Raw genomic sequence first — 26,900 nt, 5'->3', positions numbered from 1 at the left:
AAATTTATAGTATTCACAGTCCGAATTGTTATTTAATAGCAATTCGGACTTTACCATATATAGAATAAACACCAAACCAATCATGAAATTATCACCTTACCTGGTCCTCCTGTTTCAATTATTAGTATACCCTGTTTTTTCACAAACGGATCCCGCAATTTTTGATGATTTAAAATTCCGATTTATCGGGCCCGAAGGCAACCGTGCAATTGCCATTGCCGGTGTTCCTGGAGATCCTATGATCAATTATATTGGAGCTGCTTCTGGAGGGTTATGGAAAACAACTGATGGTGGTATCTCATGGAATCCAATTTTCGACGATCAGGATGTATCTTCCATTGGATCGTTGGCCATTACACCAACAAACCCGGACATTGTATGGGTAGGTACAGGTGAAACCTTTGTAATTAGACCAGCGCATGCCATGGGCGATGGTATTTACAAATCTGAGGATGCGGGAAAAACTTGGAAAAATATGGGCCTAGAAAAAACAGGCCGTATTGGTCGTGTAATCGTCCACCCCACCAATCCAGATATAGTCTATGCCGCTGCACTGGGACATACGTATGGTCCCCAACAAGAGCGTGGTATATTTAAAACAATAGATGGAGGTAAAACATGGGAACAAATATTTTTTGTAGATGAAAACACAGGTGCCGCAGAGCTTGCTATAGATCCCAAAAATCCAGATAGGCTATTGGTCGGCATGTGGTCCATTAACATTAACACTTGGGGATTAAACAGTGGAGGCGCGGGAGGCGGCATATATCGAACCACCAATGGAGGAGATACTTGGGAAGCTCTTTCGGAGTATGGTCTTCCAGGAGGAAAAGATAATCCGGTTGGAAAAACAGGCGTGGCCATTTCACGTTCCAATCCAAATATTGTCTATGCCCTTTTTGAAATTGACAGCCCTGCGCTTTACCGTTCAGAAGATTTCGGAAACACATGGACATTACAATCCCGTAACCATGATATTGCGGAACGTGCCCCCTACTACACACGTATGGCAATTTCACCCGAAGACCCAAACGAATTATTTTTTGCAAGTGTACGTTTCAGCACTTCCAAAGATGGAGGAAAAACATTCAGCAGACTAAGAGCAGGTGGTGACAACCATGATATTTGGTTAGACCCAACCAATGCAGACCGGATGATGGTCGCCCATGATGGGTGCGCCAGTATTACATTGAACCACAGCAAAAGCTTTCAACGGATTGTACTCCCTATTGCTCAAATGTACCATGCAGCTGTAGATGATCAAATACCTTACAACGTATATGGAAACCGACAAGATGGTTATTCTTATAAAGGCCCGAGTAATAGCTTGCAAGGCTATATCCCATTAGGCTTGTGGGAAGGCGTGGGTGGTTGTGAGAGTGGATTTGCCCAACCAGACCCTTTCGATAACGATATTGTATGGTCTGGTTGTTATGATGGCGGATTGCAACGATACAATGCCCGTACAGGACATGCTCAAGAAGTACGTGTGTGGCCAGAGGCAGGCTACGGATGGGAACCGGGCAAACTTAAATATCGATGGCACTGGAACTTTCCCTTGGCGTTTTCGCCCCATACACAGCATCGCGTATATGTGGGAAGTCAGTTTGTTCATAAAAGTGACGACGATGGCCAAAGTTGGCAGGTCATTAGTCCCGATCTTACATTAAACGATAAAACGCATCAACAAAGCTCTGGAGGTATTGCTATTGACAATTTAATGACTTTTGATGGTGCTACACTTTTTAGCATCGTGGAATCCAAATTGGAACCTGGATTGATTTGGACCGGCAGCAATGATGGTCAAGTAAATTTGACCCAAAACGGTGGTGAAACATGGACAAATGTAACCAAGAATATACCCGATTTACCAAAATGGGGAACCATTAGCAACATTGAGGTATCAAGGTTTAAGAAAGGAACGGTTTACATCTCTGTTGATCTTCATCAAATGGGAGATTTTGATGCCTATGTCTATAAAACTTCAGATTATGGCCAAACCTGGAAACTGGTCAGTGGTTCGGTGCCCAAATCGGTACACAGTTTTGCACACGTAATAAAGGAAGATCCTAAAAGAGAAGGTATGCTCTATTTAGGCGTAGACAACGGTATCTATATTAGTACCAACGATGGGGAAAGCTGGATGCGTTTACGTAACAATCTCCCTCCTGCACCAGTATATTGGTTGGAAATTCAAGAACGTTTTGATGATTTGGTGGTAGGAACCTACGGAAGAGGGTATTATATATTGGACAATATTGCTCCTTTACGCGAATACGATATGGATGCAAAGGATAAGGATGCCCATTTGTTCAGTCTTCGTCCCTCCTATCGTTTTCAGGAAAGACAAGGTATCAAAACCGATGGTCCCAGTCTTAATTCCGGTAGAAATCCAGATTATGGGGTGGATATCAATTATTATTTAAAAAATGACACGGAAGAAAAGGTTGTTGTTCAAATTCTAACAAGTGACGATGAATTGGTACGTACCATTGAAGGTGAAAAATCGGCCGGTGTTAACCGTGTTATGTGGGACCTTAGGTACGAACCTACGTTTAAGCCCAAGTTACAATCAACACCTCCTGGAAGACCATGGGTTCAATTGAATGGTGAAGGTTGGCGACCATTAGTAACGTGGGATTTGGACTTAATGCGAGGCCAATTTGGCCCCAGGGTTGTTCCAGATGCCTACAAGGTTAAGCTGATAATTGGAGAAAAAGAAATTATAAGAGAAGTTGAAGTATTGAAAGATCCTTCCACCGAAGGAACCCTTGAAGATATCCAAAAACAAGTAAACTTTTCTTTAGAACTAAGAAATGCCATAAATCTAGCCGTAACGATGATCAATGATATTGAGACTATTCGTGCCGAACTCAATGAAATTATACCGTTGCTAAAAAACAAACAGGATACGCAAAAAGCAACAAAGCTTAGAGTTATGGCCGAGTCGATTGCGGGTTCACTATACGACATTCATTTGACTGGGGCTCGTGAGGATGCTTTTAGGTCGCCAATGAAGTTATATGGTCGATTGAGTGCTTTGGCTAGCGACATCACAGGAAAAGGTGTGGATTTTAAACCTACGGACCAACAGGAAGAAGTGTATTCAATTTTCAACAAAAGACTAAAAGCTGTTGATGAAAAGTTTAAAACCTTTATGAATGTCGAGATCAAAAAATTAAATAGCGAACTAAAGAAAAGTGAACTACAAATACAACTTGATAAGAAAATAAAGATGTAGCCATTTGCATATAAAACGTAATGATTACAAATTGGTTACCCTGTTTTATTAATCAAAATAAGGTAAGAGTAATTGAAAGTAAACCCGTTAAACATCTAGTGATTGAACGGTTCTATTGGACAGAAAAATTACACGAACGGAGAATACTCTTACTAAACAAAACTATTTCTAAGCTGATTCTAGAAGAAGTTTGAGTCTTTCATGAATCTGAAAAAGCCCTAAATTTTTTAGGGCTTTTATCATTTTCGCTTTATTTAAAAATCCTATCCCATCAATACTGGATACTTTTGATTCGATTTAATTCTGTAATCTACAGTCTCAAGATGTATTAATGAATCCTTTAGACCATTTCTAACTATACTGGCAATAAAAATTCCAATACTTGAGAACTTGGCAGACAATCGTAAAATGATTTTCTCATCTACGCTTCCAATGCTTCTTTTTTGATATAATCAATACAAGTTTTAAAATCTTCAAATATATGGTCCTCAGAAATTAATGAAGGAATCAGTTTAACCCGCTGCATCATATATTTGGGTTGTTCCATAACAGTTACAAAAAGCACTTTAATACCTGCGTTCTTTAAGTCTATCAATTCATCTTCAAGCGTATAGAGTCCTGATTGGTCTATATACTGCATGCGATCCATTCTAATGACAACGATAGAAGCCGTTTTAGGGATTTGTCCAGCTAATTGTTGAAACTCGCTTGTAAACCCAAAAAATAATGGCCCTTTTAAGTGTTTAATAAAAACTTCCTTTTTAAGACTTTCAGGGAAATCAACGTCTTCCGGCCAACCTTTCTCTTCTTTCAAGGTTTTAACATCAGATCGTTCTGCGGTAAGGTCTCCCATTTTTTTCATAAACATAAGGGAAGCAATTACCAACCCGATACCCACTGCATACACTAAGTTCCATATAGAAGACAACACCATGACCACCAACATGATAATAACTTCCGAACTAACTTTAAAAGGCCCTATTTTGGCATCCCTTGGCATAAATGGTATTGCCTTGAGGCCTTTATAGTCTATTACACCAATACCTACGGTTATCAAAATACCCGCAAGTACGGATGCTGGAATTTCTGATGCAATTGGACCCAAAGCCAACAGTACTATCAATAAAAGTACACCGGCCACCATACCTGATAATTTGGTCCGTCCACCTGCATTTATATTTACTACGGTACGTATGGTGGCTCCTGAGCCTGGTAGCCCTCCAAAAATCGCTGCAATGCTGTTCCCTATACCCTGTCCCATCAACTCTTTATTTGGTTTGTGCTGGGTCTTTGTCATGTTATCGGCCACCACAGAAGTTAATAAGGAATCTATGGCTCCCAACAAGGCCAAGGTCAAGGCCGTAAAGATGTAAGGAGTGATGGATGCTAATTTGAATTCCGTAAAAATATCCAACTGTGGTATTGGAAAACCACTTGGTATCTGTTGGATAGGCCTGTAGTCGAATCCAAGTCCATAAGCTACACCAGATACAACCAATAGCGCTATCAACGCACTGGGAATTGCAGTAGTAATTCTTTTAAACCCATAAATGATAGCTATTGTAGCCAAGGCCAATGCAAGCTCCAACCAATCCATATGCTGTAAAGCCCTAGGAATCAACTTAATGGTTCCAAGCACCCCAGATGCATCTCTTTGAGCCATTATTTGGGCTTCTTTCAAGATGTTTTCTTCCGACACCTCCCCGGCACGATTGATGGTTTCTTGAAAATCTTCTAAAACGAGGACATCGTTCTCCGATTCTTCGATTAAAATATTCCGTAGTATTGTCTCTTCCGCCAACGGTTTAAATTGATCTACGAATTCTGAATCTTCTTTTGGATAATATCCTATTGCAGGCAGTATTTGTGTAACCAAAATTATCACACCTATAGCTGTCATAAAACCTGAAACAACAGGATAAGGGATATATCGTATGTATTTTCCAACGCCAGCAAGACCTAATATGATCTGTAGCAATCCTGCCAGTAGAAACACTAACAATATGGCAGGCAATGCTTTGTCGAGATTACCATCGTTCATAGCCATAATACTCGCTATAACAACCATACTCACGGCAGTCATGGGAGCGGTAGGTCCCGATATTTGAGTATTGGTACCACCAAAAAGAGCTGCAAAAAAGCTAAGGAAAATAGCTCCGTAAAGTCCGGCACTCGGTCCCATGCCCGAACTAACGCCAAAAGCCAAAGCTAACGGCAAAGCAACAATACCTGCGGTAATTCCACCAAATAAATCTCCTTTAAAGTTGGAAAAAAAGTTCTTCATAAATCTTTGATTCGTTTTTAAGCCGGTACACCATCAATAAACACCCCAATAGCTGGTTTCAAAATCTTAAAATTATTAAATTGCTACTGCCCCACTTTGTTTTTCTTCATACACATTAAAATGGCTGATGGTCTATCTCACAATACAGTTCCAACACCCTAAAATTGAACCTTCTAAACATAAAACAGACGTTTACATGATTCAATCTTATACATTTGGAAAATCCTTCAACCAATAGACAATCTTGATTATTGCGGTTTCGTTTTAAATCTTTCCAAAATCATGGATAATAACATAAATTTAAGTTTAGCATATGTTTTGATATGGTCCATATAGCCATCTCTGTTTTTCTCATGGGTATTAAGGTAATAAGCATCACATTCCATGGTATCACATTCAACAGCATTAATCATCGTTCGTTCGTATCTATACAAGGAACCCAATCGTAGTTGATTTTCTCTTTGAATAGACAAAAGCCTTTGGTATACCGATGGATTTCCCAATAACCGTTTTTCCAATTGGATCAAGTATTGCAGCTCATTATTTATCAACTCCATATTTTCGGTCCAATTGGAAATCTCCAACCTATCTTTTTTTCCAATGATCTCGCCAATAGATTCATGTAAGTATGGCCTATTTGCTGATTTCATAACACCATATTAATATTTATCGGTTCATTTTCTTGTTCTATATCTTCAATAGTCAATTTTTGGCTTCCCGAAGGAAACTCCCAAATAACGGAATCTCCTTTGGCATAACCCATAACCGCGGCACCCATGGGTGTTAGTATAGATATGTAGTTTTTCTTTACATCACTTTTACTGGGAAGTACCAACTTGAACTTTTTATGCCATCCGTTTTCAGATTTGATTGTAACACTTGAATTAAATCGAATAACATCCTCTGGCATACCCTCTTCATCCAGAATCTTTGCTGATTCCATCTCCTCCATAAGTTTTTTAATGGACTTCTTAAAAGTATTGTCCCTGTGATACCCTGAAAGGTTCATTAACCTCTTGAGAAGCACATATTCCTTTTTCTCAATTATCAAGCTCTCATATTTCATTGTAACCATTTTTTAGATTAATTCCATACTTAGGAAAACCGTTACTTTCCAATCTATCATGGAAAAATACCTCTTTGAACATATGCTTCCTCGAGTCGTTCAATTGCAATAACAAAGGCAGCTGTTCGCATGTCCATATTATTCGTTTTTGTCTTATCAGCAACCTTGTTAAAAGATTCCCTCATCTTTTTTTCCAGTTTCTCCAATACTTCATCCAATTGCCAAATCTCACCATTTCGATTTTGCAACCATTCAAAATAACTTCCGATTACACCTCCTGAGTTACATAGAATATCGGGTATGATATCAATACCTCTTTTCAATAAAATTTCTTCCGCCTTTACATCCGTTGGACCATTGGCACCCTCCGCAATTAGGCTTGCTTTTATCTTTGTTGCATTGTCTACCGTAATTTGATTTCCGAGTGCTGCTGGAATACATATATCACAATCCAAAGCAAAAAAATCGGCATTATCCATTGGTGTTGCATCTGCAAAACCTAGAAGGCTACCTTTATTCGCCTTTGTATATTCCAAAAGTTTTTCTGGGGAAATACCTTGATCATTGTAAATACTACCATATGCATCCTGTACTGCAGTTAGAATTGCACCCTCTTTTTCCAGAAAATAAGATGCCCAATACCCTACATTTCCAAATCCCTGTACAATGAACTTTTTATCTTTTAATTCGACTTTCTTGTGTTCGGCCCAAAACTTAATGGTCAAATAAACACCGTACCCCGTTGCTCTATCTCTACCTTCGGAACCTCCTGCCCCAATAGGTTTTCCTGTGACCACGTGTAAATTCTTTGAGCGCTCATTGGGTGATTTTGTAGACATGTATGTATCTAATATCCAAGCCATTGTTTGCGGATTGGTATTCACATCCGGTGCGGGAATATCCAATTCTGGCCCAATATTGTCACCAAGCGCATACGTAAACCTTCTTGTAATTCGCTGTAGTTCATCTTGGGAGTACTTGGTGGGATCTAATTGTATCCCTCCCTTAGCCCCTCCGTAGGGTAAACCTGCCAAAGAAGTTTTCCATGTCATCCACATGGCCAAGGCTCTAGCGGCGTCAATATCAACCGTAGGGTGATAACGCAAGCCGCCTTTGTATGGACCCAGTGCATTATTGTGCTGTACACGGTATCCAGTGAATATTTGAACCTCGCCATCATCCATGCGAACAGGGAAATGAACAATAAATTCACTATTGGTAACTTCAAGGATTTTTCTTATGTTTTTGTTCAATTCTATAATGTCTGCAGCATTATTGAATTGACGCATAACATTGTCCAACATTCCTTGTTTTCTTTGCTTTTTTTCCGATGTTAACGTTGTTGTCATAGTAAAATATTTAAGCGAACTTTTTTTAAATTTTTTCTAATTGTTAATACATTTCATCCGACACCACTATAGTGGGTTCTTGGTTATCCTCCAAGTAGTGATAATATTCATTACATAAACTTATATGGGTTCTTTCTTCACTCAAAGAACAATTTAATCTATGAATACAGGTTGAGCATAAACTATGGACAAATTTATTCATTGGATCATTATTTTTATTTGTCTTTAAACTTTAATTTATGAATCAGCTGAATTAAGTGACATTTCATTCAAGGTTACTCATTGCAAATTTTCACTGGAATCAATCATGATAAACATGTGGTATAAGCATATAACTTTAAAAGATGTTTTAATTTTATCAATATTTTGTTTGTTTATAGGCAGATTCGAAATCAAGCCAGCCAATTTATTAATGTTTGGCAAGCTAAAGCGCAAAAGGCATGCCCTTAAAAACAAATAAAAAGAAATTTTTATAAAATATTGTTTATCAGCAGTTTAGCGCTTATCGTGTGATAAAATCAAAAATAGGAACTGGGAGAATTCTACCCAGTTGGTTAGAATTTAACCAAAGGCACCAACCTATTTAGAATAATTACAGAGCAATCTAATTTACGGATTGAAATCAGGTGATATCTTGGTTTCTATTCAAACATAAAAAATTGTTCCAGATTTTCATATTTCTTGTTCTCACCTTGGGCTGAATGCCCTATGACCAAGGATTAAGATGTTCTAGCAATCACACCTTTGGATTCAATGTTCGTATGCTTTAATCTGGAAATTCCATGGTAAAAATAGTTCCTTGTGGTTTATTGGGCTTGTGTACTATGGTTCCTCTGTAGCTTTTTATGATTCCGTGGACCACACTCAACCCCAGTCCTGTACCTTCACCAATAGGTTTTGTGGTATAGAATGGTTCAAAGATTTTATTTTTATGTGCAGGGGCAATTCCTTTACCCTGATCGGCAATATTTATGATAACTTTATTTTTCTTTTTAAGCATCTCTACCGTTATAATACCTTGTTCAGGAGAGTAGTAAGCTGCGTTCATGATTAGATTGAACATTACTTGAGTTAGTTGCACTGTATTGGCCCTAATCTGTATATGATCATGATCATAGGATTTTATCACCTTTAGTTGTTTTGCCTTGAGTGATGGCCCCATAAGTCTCAATACACTATCCACCACCTTGTTCAGTTCTATCAATTCCATTTCTTGTGGCATCTCACAAGTAAAGAACATTAGTTTTTTAACGATTTCCCGGCTAAAAATCGCATTGTCCATTATCTTTTGTATATCCCTTTTTGTAGCTGGGCTTTTGGCCTCTTCCATTAGTAATTCGGCAAACCCCAATATATTCGCCAAGGGCGTATTCAGCTCGTGCGCAATTCCCGCAGTTATCTCACCCATAATATGCATGCGGTCGTTACGTTCCAATTGCCTTTTGGTTACCACCTCTGAGTCATGTATGTGCTTTCGTTCCATTAAATTACCCACAGCCAAACAAACATTTTTAAGCAGTGTTTTTTCTTCATCCAAAAAGTCTTTTAGCGTATGCCCAGAAGAAGGATAACAAACAGAAATGCTACCCTCCACCTTGTTAAATACAATAACATCTTTGGATAAGCATATCATATCCGCAGTAATTCCGCTTGTTTGCACTTTATAAGTTCCAATGGTGATTTTGGCCTCGGCAACTTCTTGAAAGCGCCACCCTCTTTTTAAACTATAGGCAATAGCCTCCAGCGATGTCGTTAGTTCATCATATCCTGAATTCACAATAATGGAAGTAACTTCATTGAGGCATGTCAATTCCTTAACACGCTCCTTTAATTTTTGTTCTGTATTTATCATAAGTAATTAAACTTTACATCGTAAAGGTATTCATGTTTAAGCATTACCGCTCAAAACCAGTTCTTGGTAGAACAAGGTATTATTTATAAACGAAAATAACAGGATCTACGCTTTCTTGATGTATTACATCACTTAAAGTAAAAAAATTGTATTCAAACATCTATACAACATCCAAATGTTCCAGTTGGTTATACATTGCCACTGTCCAGAAGTTTCCATTAGAACTATGTTGTACATTAAAATGTACTAGCTCAATACATAAAACATAATTTTCAAACTCATTTCTTACATATCACAATAGAAATGGCATTAAAAATAACCATAATAAAGAAGGTATCCATGTTTCATATTCTTAAGTCACACCCCTTCAATTTCAATATTTTTTATACATTGTGAAAAATATCTCTCCTGCACTAAAACCTTTGCATGAAACTCCATTTACTTGATAGATCTAGTGTTGATAATACCTCCGTCACCGTATCGCAACATTTTTACAAAAACTTTCTTAAGGTTTGGCACTTTCACGAAGAACTGGAATTAGTTTACATCATCGAGAGCACAGGAACACGTTTTGTAGGAGATCATATTGATAAATTTCAGGCTGGAGAGATTATATTGATTGGTAAAAATGTACCGCATATGTGGCAAAATGACGAAGTCTATTTTGAGAAAACATCCAATTTAAAAGCAAAAGCCTTAGCCATTCATTTTAAAGAGGATTTTATGGGAAGTGATTTTTTCTCGATTCCAGAAATGCAAGGAATAAAACAACTTTATAAAAGAGCCCTACAAGGAATCAAATTTTCAAATGTTACGAATAAGACAAAAAACATATTTAAAAATTTAAATTCCCTTGAACCAGAGTTAAAATTAATAAGAACAATTGAAATACTAATTGATCTATCAAAAAACAAGGATTATCAATTACTTTCAAGCAATGGGTTCATACAGACCTTTCACAAGACAAATAATAAAAGGTTGAATATAATTTACGAGTATGTTTTTCAGAATTTCCACACAGCGATTAGCGCCAAGGATGTGGCCCAATTAATAAACATGAACCCATCCGCTTTCAGTAGGTTTTTCCAAACCACCCACAAAAAAGCATTTACAAGGTTTCTTAACGAAATACGAGTTGGTTTCGCTTGTAAAATGTTATTGGAAAACAAAGAAAGTATCACCTCCATTGCATACACATGCGGCTTTAACAATATTTCCAATTTCAATAGACAATTTAAAATGATAAAAGGTGAGACCCCTTCATCCTTTTTAAATCAATATAAAAAACATCATTAGTCTTTATGCAAAAAAAGTATTGATATTGGTATGTTTTTAGGTGGTTTATAACTGGACGAGCACATACTTTTGATTAAAATTTAATATTCAATGTCAAAAACCATAACAATTACTGAAGTCATTGCAAGGGACATTCGTTTTCCAACTAGCAAATCACTGGATGGTTCGGATGCCATGAACCCTGATCCAGACTACTCAGCAGCTTATGTCATTTTAAAAACCGATTCCCCCGATGGTGTTGAAGGGCATGGTCTTACATTTACCATTGGTAGAGGAAATGAACTTTGCACCCAAGCTATTGCATCACTATCCCACCTTGTGGTAGGTAAAACTTTGGATAGCTTTACCACCAACATGGCGGCTTTTTGGAAAATGATTACCGGAGATAGTCAACTTAGGTGGCTGGGACCGGAAAAAGGAGTGATTCACTTGGCTACGGGAGCAATTGTAAATGCCGTTTGGGATTTATACGCAAAAGTGGAAGGCAAGCCACTTTGGAAACTTTTGGCCGATATGACACCGGAAGAACTAGTCGCCTGTATTGATTTTACCTATATAACCGATGCCATAACACCAAAGGAAGCTTTGGAATTATTAAAGGACAAAGAAGCAGGTAAAAAAGAACGTATAGCACATCTTGAAGCCAATGGCTACCCAGCTTACACAACATCTGCTGGTTGGCTCGGTTATCCAGATGACAAAATGAGACGACTTTGCAAAGAAGCTAAAGAAAGTGGTTTTAAACACATGAAGATCAAAGTTGGTTCCGATTTAGAGGATGATATGAGACGTGCTTCCATAATTAGGGAAGAGATTGGGGACGATCTTAAACTGATGATGGATGCGAATCAAAAATGGGATGTAGATGAGGCCATAACCAATATGGAATCCCTTAAAAAGTTCAATCCATGGTGGATTGAGGAACCTACAAGTCCAGATGATATTCTTGGTCACGCAAAAATTGCAAAAGCAGTAAAACCTATAGAAGTTGCCACTGGAGAGCACTGTCAAAACAGGGTGATCTTTAAACAACTTATGCAAGCAGGTGCCATAGGAATTTGCCAAATAGATAGTTGCCGAGTTGGTGGAGTAAATGAAATATTGGCAATTCTACTAATGGCTGCAAAGTTCAATATTCCAGTATGTCCTCATGCGGGCGGTGTGGGACTGTGCGAATATGTACAACACCTATCCATGATAGATTATATTGCCATAAGTGGCTCCATGGAAGACAGGATTATCGAATTTGTAGATCATTTACACGATCATTTTCACGATCCTGTAGTCATAAAAAATGGTGCTTATATGCCTCCTAAATTACCAGGATATAGCATAACCATGAAAGCGGAATCATTGGATACTTATACCTTCCCCGATGGAGCATTTTGGGAGAAGGAACTACAACAGCATCAATAAACTGAATATAAAAAGTAATCCTGCCGTGAATATTAAAAACGCTTTGATACTTGGAACGCTTAAGAAGGGAACACCTAAACAGCTTACAAAGACATATTCAAAATGATTATAGACAGCCATCAGCATTTTTGGAAATATGACCCCATAAGAGATAGTTGGATAGATGGCACGATGAAAACTATTCAACGTGATTTTCTACCTTCAGATCTAGGGCCTGTTCTTAAAAAAAATAATGTTGATGGCTGCATTGCCATACAGGCAGACCAGTCTGAAGACGAAAGCAATTTTCTATTGAATTTGGCCGAAGAAAATAATTTTATAAAAGGCGTTGTCGGCTGGGTAGACCTTTGTGATCCAAACGTGGACCAGCGTTTGGCTCATTATTCACAGAGTCCATACTTTAAAGGCGTTCGGCATATTTTACAAGCAGAAAGGCCCGAATTTATGTTACAGGACGCTTTTCTTAATGGTATTGAAAAATTATCTTTTTTTGACCTGACTTACGATATTCTTGTTTATTCCCACCAATTAAAAAATAGTATTGCTCTGGTTTCAAAATTTCCAGAACAGCGCTTTGTTTTAGATCATTTGGCAAAACCTCCAATTAAATCAGGTAAATTAGGAGATTGGAAAAATGACATAATGGAACTGGCAAAAAACACAAATGTATATTGTAAATTATCTGGAATGGTTACTGAAGCCGTGCTGGGCAATTGGTCCAAAGAAGATTTTAGACCTTATATGGATGTGGTGCTTGATGCTTTCGGTACGGAAAGAATCATGTATGGTTCTGATTGGCCGGTATGTCTTTTATCTGGTAATTATACCGAAGTGCTTTCAATCGTATCCGACTATATTGATCAATTTTCCGTCCAAGAACAATCCCAAATTATGGGTGTAAATGCTTATAAGTTTTATGGACTGAATCAATAATTAAAATGTACAGGGCTGATAAATAACTAAACAACAAAAATGGATTTAAAGCTTGAAAATAAAATCATACTGGTTACCGGGGGCTCCTCCGGAATTGGAAGGGGTATCTGTAATACGTTGGCAAAAGAAGGAGCTATTCCCTTTTTAATCGGTAGAAATGAGCAAAACCTTGCCGCTGCAGTATCTGAAATAAAAGAAAATGGTGGGCGCGCAAAATATGCTATTGCTGAACTTGTTGACCCAGAACAATGCAAAAACGCCGTAGACAAATGCATTTCAGAGTTTGGTACAATCCATGGTTTAGTGAACAACGCAGGGGTAAACGATTCCATTGGTTTGGAAAATGGCAATCATGACGATTTTATGCGTTCCATTTCCAGGAACCTCACCCATTATTATATGATGGCACACTATGCCCTTCCTGATCTCAAGAAAAATAAAGGTTCCATTGTAAATATAGGTTCAAAAACGTCGGTGACCGGCCAAGGGGGCACCTCTGGTTACGCGGCGGCAAATGGTGGTCGCAATGCGCTTACAAGGGAATGGGCCGTGGAGCTACTTCCCTACTCCATTCGTGTAAATGCCGTAATTGTTGCCGAATGCTATACGCCGCTTTATGAGAGATGGATAAATTCCTTCCCAAATCCACAGGAAAGATTAAACGCCATTACGGAAAAAATTCCCCTAGAGAACAGAATGACAACCACAACTGAAATTGCGGACATGGTCTCCTTTTTACTCTCCGAAAAATCCAGTCACACGACTGGTCAACTTATATTTGTTGATGGAGGATATACCCATTTGGACCGTTCCCTTTAAATAACACGCACATGACCAAACCAAAAATTGTAAGCAAACAAGTTTTATTACCATTTATACTAATTACATCCCTTTTTGCACTCTGGGGCTTTGCCAATGCGGTAACCGACCCCATGGTACAGGCCTTTAAAAAAGTTCTGGAACTTTCCAACTCACAGGCAGCTTGGGTGCAAATGGCATTTTACGGAGGCTATTTCTGCATGGCATTGCCAGCAGCTCTCTTTGTTCGGAAATACTCATATAAAACGGGAGTATTGATCGGGTTGGCCCTGTATGCCGTTGGAGCATTGATGTTTTACCCTGCAGCAATTTCGGAGGAATTTTGGTTTTTCTGCTTAGGACTGTACGTGCTTACATTTGGTCTGGCTTTTTTAGAAACCACAGCAAACCCCTATATCTTGGCCATGGGAGCAAAAGAAACCGCTACCCAGCGATTGAACTTGGCACAAGTATTCAATCCGGTGGGTCTGATATTAGGTCTTTTAGTGGCCCAACAATTTGTCCTGAAAAAATTACAGTCAGACGATATTGCAGATTACGCATCATTGGATACTGCGAAAAAAGCTTTGATTCGAACATCAGACCTTTTGGTAATCAGAGACCCTTATGTTATTCTAGGGCTGGTTATACTAGCAGTTTTTGTTTTGATCGTGGTAAACAAAATGCCACAAGCAAAAGGAGACGGAAACATTCCTTCCCTTAAGGAAACAACAAGTGCACTATTCAAGAAAACCAAATATGTATTGGGTGTTCTTGCCCAGATTTTATATGTAGGGGCGCAAATTATGTGTTGGACCTACATTTATCAATATGCCGAGGGAATCGGTATGGCAAGTGAAGTTGCAGCAAATTATCAATTTATTGCCTTTATTGCCTTCTTGGTTGGCAGGGCTATTGGCACATATATGCTACGCTTTTATAGTCCCGGCAAGTTACTGATGTTGTTTGCTATTTTAGCCGGTGCATGTGCTTTGGGTACTATTTTCATAGAAGGAATTCTTGGATTATATTGCTTGGTGGGGGTTTCCTTGTTCATGTCACTGATGTTCCCTACCATCTACGGTATTTCATTGGATGGCTTAACCGAAGAAGAATCCAAATTGGGAGCTGCCGGTTTGGTAATGGCCATTGTGGGTGGGGCATTAATGCCAAAGCTACAAGGGATGATTATCGACTTGGGAGGAAATGGGGTTTCTGATATTAAATTGATGGGAGTTTCTGAAGTAAATTTCTCCTTTATTCTACCGCTTGCATGTTTTGCCTATATTGCTTGGTTTGGACTAAAAGCCCATAAAAACAAACATGTATGGGACAAATAAACAGGTATTGTTTTGCCTTAGATCTTGTGGAAGATGAAAAATTGATACAAAAATACGAGACCCATCATAAAAAGGTATGGCCCGAAATACTCGAAAGCATCAAAACATCTGGCATACAACAAATGGAAATATATAGAATTGGAAACAGATTATTTATGATCATGGAAACCAATGAATCATTTTCATTTGAAAAGAAAAATAAAGCAGACGCACAAAACCCAAAGGTTCAAGAATGGGAAAAACTGATGTGGACCTACCAACAGGCGTTACCCATGGCCAAGCCCGGTGAAAAGTGGATCATGATGGATAAAATTTTTGAATTATAGCCTATAAATTACCTGTTTGTAATTAACCGAATCCATCAATAAACTAAAGGCTGGATTAAAAAAGCGATTAGAAACTGCATTTTCTTTCCTTTAAATAAAGTGACGCTGTTTTAAAATCTATTAATATCTGATTCCAGCGAAAGTGCATTAGTAGTAAACATTTCAAAAATGTTGAATCCCATACTTTGTATTTGTTTTATTTCGTTTTAACCTATATTGCAACGAATAGGCAAGAACAAACGATGTTCCACCCTGATCCCATCGGTTTTAAAATAAATTTACCCTATTTACCGTTTCCTTTAAACGATGATTCGATTGAAATAAAATTTACATTTTAAAAGGTTTATTGAGGAGTATAGCCATCACCTGCTTTACATAATAAATATATGATCTCGCCAAGAGTGTGAGATTAACTAATTCCACTTCAAAAAAATGACACCTTTATTAGAACCATTTTTTAATCAATCCATGGATTGTCTCTGCATTGCAGACTATAATGGCTATTTTGTAAATATAAACCCAGCCTTTATATCACTTTTAGGGTACACCGAAGAAGAGTTGAACTCTAAGTTAATTTCCGATTTCATTTATCATGAAGACAAGGAGCGTACGGCTTCATACAGAAAAAGACTGATGAGCAATGTTCCTTTGGTAAATTTTGAAAACAGGTACGTATCTAAATCAGGATCGATTGTTTGGTTTCACTGGACCGCGATTCCTTTAGAAAATGAACAATTGATTTACGCCATTGCTAAAGATATTACTCATACTAAAGAATTGGAGAAAGAGCGTATATCGCATTTAAACCAACTTTCTAAAGTCAATAAAAAACTCAAACAACAAAACTATAGTACCTCTCATGACCTTAGGTCTCCATTGAATAATCTAATATCCTTGGTAAGTTTAATAGATATGACCAAAATCCATGATGCGGACACTTCAGAAATACTTAGTTTAATAAAATTATCTGCCGAAGGATTGAAGAATACGATGAATTCCTACATCGATTCTTTCAAAGAAGAAGATGTTCACGATACTGCATTGGAAGAGGTTGATCTAAAGATTGTTTTTGACAAGGTAAAAAGTTCCATTGGTGCTCTGATACAACGAGCAGGAACAGAAATAAACGTAGACTTTAGCACTATGGAAACCATCCATTTTAAAAGTATTTATATGGAAAGTATTTTTTTGAATTTGATTACCAATTCAATTAAATATGCCAAACCTAGTGTCCCACCGTTGATCAAAATCACATCGTCTCAAGAAAACGGAGAGAAAAAACTAACCTATACTGACAATGGCCGTGGCTTTGACATGAACAAAATGGATGGCCGTATTTTTAAGTTGAACCAAGAGTTTCAAGGTAAAGAAGATAGTGCTGGAGTTGGTCTATATTTGGTGCATGAACAAGTTACAAGCCTTGGGGGGCGTATAACATTGGATAGCGAGATTAATCAAGGAAGCACCTTTACGATTCTGTTTAAGCCTTAGGTACAATCAACTTAATCCTAAAAAGGGAAACATACTTGTTTGTAAAAATTCTATACCCAAATTTTAAGCTACCCCGAATGAAATGACATGATCAAGTCAAAAAAACAAAAAAATTAACATTCAAACAGAGTCATTTCTGTTTACGCCCAATTATACGTCGTTAACCTTTAAATTATGGACGTTCAAAGGATTACTGTGTTAAAATACTCTTATCATGCTTCTCGGTACAAACGGTAAACTTTATCTTTGAAAATACACTGTTTACGTAAAAAATAGTGTACCATCCACCTAATCAAAATGAAAATTAAAAATATTGTTTACATCCTACTGGCCCTAGGAATAGGTGCACTTATAGTGCATAGAATCATGTCAAATGCAACGGCTGGCAAATCCAGTAACACAGGACCAAATATTCCCACCGTTACAGGAATGGTTCTTAAGCCCCAGACATTCAAGGACAACATTTCCATTGCGGGAACCTTGGAGGCTGATGAACAAATTGAAATACGTAGTGAAGTTCCCGGCGTTGTAGAAAGCATCAACTTTAAGGAGGGAAGTAAGGTCTCAGAAGGACAAGTTTTATTCAAGGTAAACGATATTGAACTTCGTGCCCAGCTTTCCAAAGCGCTCACCGCAAAAAAGCTAGCTTCCGAAAATGATAGAAGAGCGAAACTGTTGCTGGAAAAACAGGCCATAAGCCAGGAAGAGTACGATATCGCCAGCGCAGATTACCAATCGGCGAGTGCAGAAGCTGAATTGATAGAGGCCCAACTTTCCAAAACGATTATCAGGGCCCCTTTTGCAGGAACCATTGGACTACGGTCAATTTCCAAAGGAACATACGTGACACCAACAACGGCCATTGCCAAGCTGGTTAATACCGATGAATTAAAAATTACTTTCTCCGTACCCGAAAAATATGCCCCCCAAGTAAGTGTAGGTACAATTCTAACCTTCACCACTTCAGATTCCAGAGAAGTGTACAGTGCCACAATATATGCCATAGATCCCGAAGTGGACATTACAACAAGAACCCTAAGGATGAGAGCGATTATGGACAATCGGGACAATAAATTGTACCCCGGTGCATATGCCAATGTGCAGCTTCCGCTTGAAACTATAAGCAACGCCCTTTTGGTTCCATCCGAATCCTTGATACCGGTACAGAACGGAAAGAGAATATTTATACTGGAAAATGGCAAAGCGAAAGAAATTGATGTTGAAATTGGCACCAGGACAGGTCAAGCGGTTCGCGTATTGACCAATTTAAAGCCTGGTGACACCATTTTAACATATGGAGTAATGGCATTACAGAACGGTTCTTCCGTAGACGTTGTACTTGAAGAATTTGAACCTATAAGCCAAGTACAATGAACCTCTCTACAATAAGCATAAAAAGACCGGTTCTTACAATTGTAATGAACATAACCATCATCCTTTTCGGGATCATCGGTTATACTTTCTTGGGTGTACGGGAATATCCTTCCATAGATCCCGCTGTTGTCTCTGTTCGCACCAATTATTCTGGCGCGAATGCCGACATCATTGAATCACAGATTACAGAACCTTTGGAAAAAGCAGTGAACTCCATTGATGGAATTAGGAACATCACGTCTTCCAGCGTTCAAGGATCCAGTTCCATTACTATTGAATTTGAACTGGACAAAGACTTAGAAGCTGCCGCCAATGATGTCCGGGATAAGGTTTCTCAAGCATTGCGGGGTCTTCCTGAGGATTTGGACGCTCCGCCAGTGGTTTCAAAAGCGGATGCCAATGCCGATAGAATCATATCAATGACCGTTCAAAGTGACAGCAAAAACATTTTGGAACTTTCAGATTATGCTGAAAACGTCATTGCACAACGAATAGAGACGATTCCGGGAGTTAGCGGTATTCAGATATGGGGACAGCGAAGATACGCCATGAGATTATGGATAGACCCTTTAAAATTGGCTTCTTACGGCCTTACTGTAGCCGATGTACGCACCGCTCTTTTGGCACAAAATATTGAACTGCCCTCAGGAAAACTTACAGGTGACAACACAGAATTAACTGTAAAAACACTAGGCAACCTTAATACAGAGGAAGAGTTCAATAATATCATCATCATGGCCGATAGTGAAAAATTGGTCCAACTCAGCGACATAGGCCGTGCTAGTCTCGAAGGAGAAAACATGGAAACCAAAATGAGTGATTCTGGACAGCCCATGGTTGCCGTTGCCGTAATTCCTCAACCAGGAACCAACTATCTTGAAATTGCCAATGATTTTTATGAGGAATACGAAAAGCTGCAAAAAGACCTTCCAGAAGACATAAAACTAAACGTTGTAATAGACGACACTGTTTTTGTAAAAAAGGCGGTTACCGAGGTAGCCGAAACCATTTTGATATCCATAGTTTTGGTGATTTTGGTTATCTATTTATTCTTCAGAAACTGGTCTCTTGCCCTACGGCCCTTACTCGACATTCCGGTTTCCTTGATTGCCACCTTCTTTTTTATGTGGCTCCTAGGGTTCTCAGTGAACGTGCTCACGCTTTTGGCCATTGTACTCGCTACCGGACTGGTGGTGGACGATGGTATTGTGGTCACAGAGAACATTTATAAAAAAATTGAGGAGGGAATGAACCCCATTGAAGCAGCAATAAAAGGATCCAAAGAAATCTTTTTTGCCGTCATTTCCATTTCCATAACCCTAGCAGCGGTGTTTCTCCCTGTTATCTTTTTGGAAGGTTTTGTTGGCCGTCTCTTCCGGGAATTTGGGGTAGTACTAGGTACCGCAGTGTTGGTGTCGGCTTTTGTTTCCCTTACACTAACTCCCATGCTGAACGCATACCTTACCAAGCCTGGAAAACAAAGTCGTTCTAAATTCTATCAAGTCACAGAAAAATATTTTGTGGCGATGAACGAATCCTATAAAAAATCGCTCGAAAAGTTTATGCAGCGAAAATGGCTAAGTTTTCCAATCCTAATTGGATGTATTGGACTCATCGTTCTTTTCTACTCCCTGCTACAAAAAGAGACAGCTCCATATGATGACCGAAGTTTTGTGCGTATGAACGTAACAGCTCCTGAAGGTTCATCCTATGAATATATGGACCATTTAATGACGGGAATTACGAGACTGATCAATGATTCCATACCTGAAAAAAAGGTTAGTCTTATCTTGACCTCACCAGGGTTTGGAAGCTCATCGGTAAACAGTGGACGTGCCAATATCGCCTTGGTAGATCCTAGCGAACGGGAACGGTCTCAACGCGAAATTGCACAAGACCTTGGACGATGGTCCAAAGCTTATGTCGGAGGAAGATTTAATGTATCTGAAAGACCAACCATATCGGTAAACCGCCGTGGTGGACCACCAATTCAATTTATTATACAGGCCAAGAATTTCGAAAAACTAAAAGAAAAAGTGCCTCAGTTCATGGCAGAGGCAGAAAAAGATCCAACCTTCTCGTTTGTGGATGTAAACCTTAAGTTCAACAAACCTGAAATATATGTATCCATTGACAGGGAAAAGGCAGAAAGCTTAGGAGTTTCTGTTAGGGATGTAGCGCAAACTCTACAACTTTCTTTGAGTGGCCAACGGTTTGGATATTTTTTAATGAACGGAAAACAATATCAGGTCATAGGACAGTTCGATAAACAAGACCGGAACGAACCAACTGACCTTACCTCTATTTTTGTAAAGAACAAGGATGATCAACTCATTCAATTAGACAATTTGGTAACCACGGAAGAACACAGTAGTCCTCCTAAATTGTTTCATAACAACCGTTACATGTCTGCCACTGTATCCGCCAACCTTGCTACAGGGATGAGCATTGGGGATGGGATTGACGCTATGAATGCCATAAAAGATAAAGTGTTGGACGATACATTTACCACAGATTTGGGTGGTGAATCACGGGACTTTGTGGAGAGTAGTTCCAACACTGCTTTCGCTTTTGGTTTAGCATTTTTACTAATATTTTTAATATTAGCTGCTCAGTTTGAAAGCTTTATAGACCCAATTATAATTATACTCACCGTGCCCATGGCCGTTGCAGGCGCAATGTTCTCACTTTGGTTGTTCGGAGAAACTTGGAACATCTTTAGTCAGATTGGAACAATTATGTTGATTGGGTTAGTGACGAAAAATGGAATCCTCATAGTTGAATTTGCCAATCAATTACAAGAGGAAAATGAAGATATTACCAAAACGGAAGCTATTATGAAAGCATCTGTGTCGAGGTTGCGTCCCATTTTGATGACAAGTCTAACCATCGCATTAGGCGCAATGCCCATAGCAATGTCGCTAGGAGCAGCATCTACAAGTAGGACTGGTATGGGAGTCGTAATTATTGGCGGAACTATGTTCTCATTGGTACTTACCCTATTCATTATCCCGGCACTGTATCAAATGTGGTCCAGAAAAAAAGTACAACGACCCGAATTCAAAAATCTTGAACTTTCCTCACATGGTCATTAAGAAAAAAATAAGCATCTTTCTGTTCACAATGGGATGCTTTTTTTGTGCAACGGCACAAGAAATACTAACCGTGCAAGAAGTAGTTAAAATAGCTCTTGAGAACAATTATCAAATTAAAACGGCACAAAACGAATTAAAAATCGATGAACTCGGGGCCACCCCTGGCCAAGCAGGAATACTTCCCAGTGTGAGTGCCAACTTATCGGATAATAATAGTATACAAAGCCTATCCCAGGTCCGCAGCGATGGCACCTTCCAAGAGCGTGATAATGTAAAGAACAGCAGTTTAAATTATGGCGTTGCTCTCCAATGGACTGTTTTTGATGGTCTTCGGATGTTTGCCAACTATGAGTCATTAAAAGAAACAAAAAAACTGGGAGAGGCCGAACTAAAACAGGCCATTTTGTCCACAGTGGGCGAAGTTATGATTACTTACTACGACCTAGTACAACAACAACAGCAATTGTCTGCCTTGGATAGTACCCTAATTATATCGGAGCAACGCGTAGAACTTGCACGTAACCGTTTTTCTATTGGAAAAGCTTCGAAACTAGAGGTTTTGAATGCTCAGGTTGATCTAAACACAGACCAAACTTTGATCCAACGTCAACAAGAGCTTTACAAGAACACCAAGATTCAGTTGAACGAACAATTGGCACGTGACCTGAAAATTGATTTTAAGGTAGTTCCAGAAATCTTTGTAGATCAAAAATTGGCATTGGAAGAATTGGAAACCAAAATATCATCGGAGAACCCACAATTACAGGCTGAAAAAATTAACAAACGTATCAGCGAATTGGAACTCAAACAGATAAAAGCGGCAAGGTACCCATCCATATTTGTGAGCTCTGGGTACAATATTGGTAGCTCTAAATCAGAGTTGAGCTTTGCCACCAGTACCGAATCCCAAGGTTTTAGTTATGGGTTTGGCGCCACGTTAAATCTATTTGACGGCTTTAACCAAAACAGAGACGAAAAAATAGGAGAAGTGGCTCTGAAAAACGCAGAAATTGCCATTGCCCAACAAGAACAGGCATTGAATTCTTTGGTGAACACTACGTATCAGACCTATTTGACGAACATCAGCCTTATGGAGCTTGAAGAAAGAAACGAAGGTATTGCCAAGGAAAACTTGGACATCACCGTGGAAAAGTATCGGATAGGAATTATTCCCACCATAGAGTTCCGAACAGCGCAATTGAACTATATAAACGCCAGTGTACGCCTGAGCAATGCAAAGTTCCAAGCCAAACTATCTGAGATAGTCCTTAAGCAACTAGCTGGGGATTTAGAGATATAGTAATAAGCTTTTAAAAACAATGGACCATAAACCATATGGCTCCCCTCCTATTTTATGGCCACTTATTTGATTCAAATGTACTGTAGGCTAATATCTTAACTCACTTCAGTGTAGTATGATATGTGTGTGTGCTAAAAGGTGAAGGCATCACGGAAGAAATTGAAGAAAGTAGTCTATAGTTTTATTAAACCAATAGATTCGTATTTAAAAAAGGCCATTCTGATGCGAATGGCTCTCTTTATTGATAATATCTTCAGCGGTACAAAATTGTGGGGTTGGAGCAGATTTGCAATACGTTAGTTAAGCAAAATTGCTCTATGCCGAGACAGCAAAAGTTTTCTGTTTATCCTTATATTCTTTTGGGCTACAATTATATTTAGCCTTAAATATTTTTGAGAAATAGCTTCTACTAATAAATCCGATACTGTAAACCACCTCAGAAATGTTCATATCCGTATTTTTGATAAGGTCTTCTGCTTTTTTAACCCTTACATCCCTAATATAATCGGTAACTGTGGTTCCATGCATTAATTTAAATCCTTCTTGTAATTTAGATGGTGATAGTCCACTCTTTTTACACAAATAAGATATGGATAGATTTTTTTCGTAATAATTATTGATGAACAATGACATTTCCCTGATTACTTCCTGTTCTTTTGAAGTCAAGGACGATTCCGTTAACTCGGATTTATTAATGTCATCGGAATGCTGTTGAATCTCCAATGCTAAGATCAAATGTACCAATCCTTCTATCATTAATCTACGGGCGATTCCCTTTTCTTTGATTGTGTTCAATTGTCGTACCCGGTCAGCTACTTTTAAGTTGTACGATCCAACATAGGCAAAATTGTCGGCCACATTGTTCTTAAAAAACAATTTTTGTAATTCTTTATTCAGATGTGTTGTGCTTTCGGCTCTTTTAACCGGAAGTACCATAACGAACATCATTTTCAGACGTACATTTTTTTCAAAAAACAGTACATTGTCCTGATTTGTCTTACTGGTCAATATACCCGTTTGAAAATTTTCCAGTAGCTGTTGCTCACCATTTCGACCAAAACTATGTGTAACCTGACCTTGAGAACAATATGCAAAACAAATAGGTGTATGTTTAGGTGAGTTTGCCACTAGTTCTAAATTTTCGGAAAACTCAACATCAAACTCCATATAGGATATACCTCCTTTAAAAGTTATACCTTTAATAAGGCCCTTTCCCAAAGTACCATCCAATTTTAATATATATTCTTTGGCATCCATGCTCAAGTTTCCTCCAAAAACCTTTTGGAAATTGTTGAACACTTCATTCATTTTCTCTGTTTTAAGGGGTATCGTTTTCATGGCTTTCTGTGTGTTTAAAAAATTAATTTCTTACTATTCGAGATTGAAAAAAACTTCTGATGTAAAGATCGACATGAAGGACGCTCTAAACGTTACACAACTTTTAGAATCTGTTATATAACCTTTTGATGTGGGGTGAAATAACTGTTAAAAACCTCTAAGAAAGTAGAAGAAACCTCTTTTTGAAGAAAATTAATTTATCACGTAAGTTCTATATAGGCAGGTAAATACTAAAAATAGAACCTTTGCCAGTTTCGCCGGATGCAAATATAAATCCTTGATGATTTTCAACTATCTTCTTACAGATAGCCAACCCTATACCCGTTCCTGAATATTGGGTTTTAGCATGCAAACGCTGAAACACATCAAATATTTTTTTGGAATTTTCGTCATCAAACCCAATACCGTTATCTGAAAATGTGATCTTATGGTACTGTTTTGAATTTTTGAGCAGTTTTTTCGGAAGTTGTTTTTTGGAAACTATTTCGGATTTTATCTCAATTTGTAATGGAACCTCCGGGTTATGATATTTAAGAGAGTTTGAGGTCAGATTTCCGAACAGTTGCTCCAGTTGAAACGAGACGCCACTAACTTTAGGCAACTCTCCCCAAATTACATTTGCACCAACACTAGCAATACGCTCAGAATATTCTTCAGTCACTTTGTCCATTAAAACACTTAGGTCAACTTTATCTGTATCGGCCTGTTCATTACCAATACGGGAATATGTCAATAGATTCCGAATGAGAGATTGCATTCGTGCCGCCACTTTATCAATTCTATCGAAATACCCGGCACTTCTTTCTGAAAGTGCATTCTTTTCATCATCATTAATACGGGAAATGAACATTTGTATTTTTCGTAAGGGTTCTTGCAAATCATGGCTTACCACACGATTGAAAGATTCAAGTTCAACATTGCCGCGCTTTAATTCCTGATTTTTAAGTTTTAGCTTGTTTTCTACCTGAATCTGATCCGAAACATCCTGTACTACCCCAATCATAACTGTTTTACCACCTTTTTTAATTTTATGGTCTATCGTTTTGATGTACTTAGTTATACCTTGTTTTGATATGATTCTATATGTAATGGCTTTGGGTGGATTCATTGTTTTTCCCATCGCTATGTACTCATCATAAATAATCAAGTCTTCTGGGTGGACAAAATTTCGGTACGTATCCCAAGCTGGTACAAATTCTCCCGGTTCACAACCTAATATTATGTAATAATTATCGGAAAACTCAGCCACATCCTTATCCAAATACCAAGTGTAGCTACCAATCTTTGCCACCTTTTTGGCTTCTGTCATTATAAAATTTTGAACTTCCAGTTCTTGGTTGAGTTTTAATAAATCTTTCTTGGCGTTGTACTCTTCAGTGTTGTTTCTAACAACCTCCAATATTCCACCATCCATACCTCTTACAAACGAATGAAACCATTGCATCTCTCCATCAACGGTAATCTGTCTTTCAAAATCAATGGTTTTATCCTCTGTGAAACAGTCTATCATTTTATCCAATTCGTTGTTTTTTAAAACAAATGGAAATACTTCGGAAATTGGTTTTCCGATCAAATCTTTTGGTTTCAACTTTAAATAGTCCCAATTACATATATTGGCAAATACTACTCTAAAATCCACAACCTCTCCGTTGGAGTCGTATATGGGTTGATAGTAGTTCATAATATTGTCTGTACTCTGAACAATATTCTGAAGTAGCATTTCTGAAGTCTGAATCTTATTTTTCTGCCTGCGCAAACGAAGAAAGGCTATGGTAAAAATTATAACAGAAAATAGGGCTAAAATAATTGTAATGAGCGGAGTTAGAAAAGTATGCCTACGGTATGCTTCCAAACGATCTTCTAGAAGTTCTTGGTTCTCCCAGAGTATGTCCGCTTTTATTTTTTGTAAATTTTTAAGTAGGTCAGAACCTTTTTTTACATATACCAATGCTGTGGAATCCACACCAAAGGGATTTACTTTTCCATGCAGGGCCGATAAAGTTGCATGTAAACTATCTTTTAGTTTAGTAACAGAGTCGAGTTTAGTTTTGTACCCCGGTAAATCCCCAACAAGATCATAAAGCAATTTTAATGATTTATCCCCCTCTAGTTTGTGATCTATGTAGGATTGCTCGAATGTGGTATCCTTTAATATTACGGACCTAAATTCCGAGGATTCCATTAAATCGAACTGAGAGAACAGGTTGTTTATTTCCTTATCCATAGTTAAGGAATGGGAAATTTCCTCGGCTGCGTTCTCAAGTGTTTTAATTTGTAAGAACAGAAAAGTAGTCAACGTCAACAACCCACTAATGGCTGCGACTAAAAAAAACTTATCCAGTATGGGAGAATTGATAATACGGTGCAATATCTTAGAATCCATCTATATACTTAAAGCAGA

At 38.2% G+C, this 26,900-nt stretch carries 18 protein-coding genes; 11 read left to right on the top strand and 7 right to left on the bottom strand.

Features of this window, described 5'->3' with window-relative positions:
- Nucleotides 1–82 precede the first annotated feature (82 nt).
- Nucleotides 83–3,241: a VPS10 domain-containing protein gene (locus tag MWU56_RS00905; RefSeq protein WP_247041276.1), complete on the top strand. Its 3,159-nt coding sequence runs from the start codon at nt 83–85 to the stop codon at nt 3,239–3,241.
- 421 nt (nt 3,242–3,662) lie between these two features.
- Here MWU56_RS00905 and MWU56_RS00900 read toward each other — a convergent pair whose 3' ends face one another.
- The 5 genes from MWU56_RS00900 to MWU56_RS00880 form a co-directional block, all read right to left on the bottom strand.
- Nucleotides 3,663–5,525 carry a SulP family inorganic anion transporter gene (locus tag MWU56_RS00900; protein WP_247041274.1) on the bottom strand — a complete coding sequence of 621 codons (1,863 nt, stop codon included), beginning with the start codon at nt 5,523–5,525 and terminating at the stop codon, nt 3,663–3,665.
- Between the two features lie 248 nt (nt 5,526–5,773).
- Nucleotides 5,774–6,175 (bottom strand): hypothetical protein, encoded by a 402-nt coding sequence (locus tag MWU56_RS00895; RefSeq protein ID WP_247041272.1) that lies wholly within the window; start codon nt 6,173–6,175, stop codon nt 5,774–5,776.
- On the bottom strand, nt 6,172–6,591 hold the full coding sequence (locus MWU56_RS00890; protein WP_247041270.1) for a GreA/GreB family elongation factor: 420 nt from the start codon (nt 6,589–6,591) through the stop codon (nt 6,172–6,174). Before MWU56_RS00890 ends, MWU56_RS00895 begins: the two co-directional genes overlap by 4 nt.
- 56 nt (nt 6,592–6,647) lie before the next feature.
- Complete coding sequence (locus MWU56_RS00885; RefSeq protein WP_247041268.1) at nt 6,648–7,940, bottom strand: Glu/Leu/Phe/Val family dehydrogenase; 1,293 nt, start codon at nt 7,938–7,940, stop codon at nt 6,648–6,650.
- 766 nt (nt 7,941–8,706) lie between these two features.
- Nucleotides 8,707–9,792 (bottom strand): sensor histidine kinase, encoded by a 1,086-nt coding sequence (locus MWU56_RS00880; protein WP_247041266.1) that lies wholly within the window; start codon nt 9,790–9,792, stop codon nt 8,707–8,709.
- 426 nt (nt 9,793–10,218) lie between these two features.
- Between MWU56_RS00880 and MWU56_RS00875 the strand changes: the two genes are divergently transcribed.
- From MWU56_RS00875 to MWU56_RS00830, 10 genes are all read left to right on the top strand, one after another.
- Nucleotides 10,219–11,088, top strand: a complete 870-nt coding sequence (locus tag MWU56_RS00875; protein ID WP_247041264.1) for an AraC family transcriptional regulator — start codon at nt 10,219–10,221, stop codon at nt 11,086–11,088.
- 90 nt (nt 11,089–11,178) lie between these two features.
- Nucleotides 11,179–12,504 (top strand): L-fuconate dehydratase, encoded by a 1,326-nt coding sequence (locus tag MWU56_RS00870; protein WP_247041262.1) that lies wholly within the window; start codon nt 11,179–11,181, stop codon nt 12,502–12,504.
- Nucleotides 12,505–12,606: 102 nt separating this feature from the next.
- Nucleotides 12,607–13,437 (top strand): amidohydrolase family protein, encoded by an 831-nt coding sequence (locus MWU56_RS00865; RefSeq protein ID WP_247041260.1) that lies wholly within the window; start codon nt 12,607–12,609, stop codon nt 13,435–13,437.
- 39 nt (nt 13,438–13,476) lie between these two features.
- Entirely contained in the window at nt 13,477–14,256 is a 780-nt protein-coding gene (locus MWU56_RS00860) for an SDR family oxidoreductase (protein WP_247041258.1), read from the top strand.
- Nucleotides 14,257–14,267: 11 nt separating this feature from the next.
- A complete protein-coding gene (gene fucP / locus MWU56_RS00855; RefSeq protein ID WP_247041256.1) occupies nt 14,268–15,575 on the top strand; it encodes an L-fucose:H+ symporter permease in 1,308 nt (435 codons plus the stop codon).
- Nucleotides 15,563–15,901, top strand: coding sequence for an L-rhamnose mutarotase (locus MWU56_RS00850; protein WP_262917762.1), 339 nt, complete (start codon nt 15,563–15,565; stop codon nt 15,899–15,901). The genes fucP and MWU56_RS00850 overlap by 13 nt, the downstream gene beginning before the upstream one ends.
- 432 nt (nt 15,902–16,333) lie before the next feature.
- Nucleotides 16,334–17,392: a sensor histidine kinase gene (locus MWU56_RS00845; protein WP_247041254.1), complete on the top strand. Its 1,059-nt coding sequence runs from the start codon at nt 16,334–16,336 to the stop codon at nt 17,390–17,392.
- A gap of 297 nt (nt 17,393–17,689) precedes the next feature.
- A complete protein-coding gene (locus MWU56_RS00840; RefSeq protein WP_247041253.1) occupies nt 17,690–18,766 on the top strand; it encodes an efflux RND transporter periplasmic adaptor subunit in 1,077 nt (358 codons plus the stop codon).
- Nucleotides 18,763–21,861, top strand: a complete 3,099-nt coding sequence (locus MWU56_RS00835; protein ID WP_247041251.1) for an efflux RND transporter permease subunit — start codon at nt 18,763–18,765, stop codon at nt 21,859–21,861. The genes MWU56_RS00840 and MWU56_RS00835 overlap by 4 nt, the downstream gene beginning before the upstream one ends.
- Nucleotides 21,851–23,161: a TolC family protein gene (locus MWU56_RS00830; protein WP_247041249.1), complete on the top strand. Its 1,311-nt coding sequence runs from the start codon at nt 21,851–21,853 to the stop codon at nt 23,159–23,161. Before MWU56_RS00835 ends, MWU56_RS00830 begins: the two co-directional genes overlap by 11 nt.
- Before the next feature lie 315 nt (nt 23,162–23,476).
- On the opposite strand, the gene MWU56_RS00825 is transcribed toward MWU56_RS00830, so the two are convergent.
- Nucleotides 23,477–24,499 (bottom strand): helix-turn-helix domain-containing protein, encoded by a 1,023-nt coding sequence (locus MWU56_RS00825; protein WP_247041248.1) that lies wholly within the window; start codon nt 24,497–24,499, stop codon nt 23,477–23,479.
- Nucleotides 24,500–24,710: 211 nt separating this feature from the next.
- Nucleotides 24,711–26,882 (bottom strand): ATP-binding protein, encoded by a 2,172-nt coding sequence (locus MWU56_RS00820; RefSeq protein ID WP_247041247.1) that lies wholly within the window; start codon nt 26,880–26,882, stop codon nt 24,711–24,713.
- Nucleotides 26,883–26,900 lie beyond the last annotated feature (18 nt).

Origin of the sequence: Allomuricauda sp. F6463D, from assembly GCF_023015965.1 — a bacterium.
In the GTDB taxonomy this organism is placed as follows: Bacteria; Bacteroidota; Bacteroidia; order Flavobacteriales; family Flavobacteriaceae; genus Flagellimonas.
This window is presented reverse-complemented; position numbering and strand designations above follow the sequence as displayed.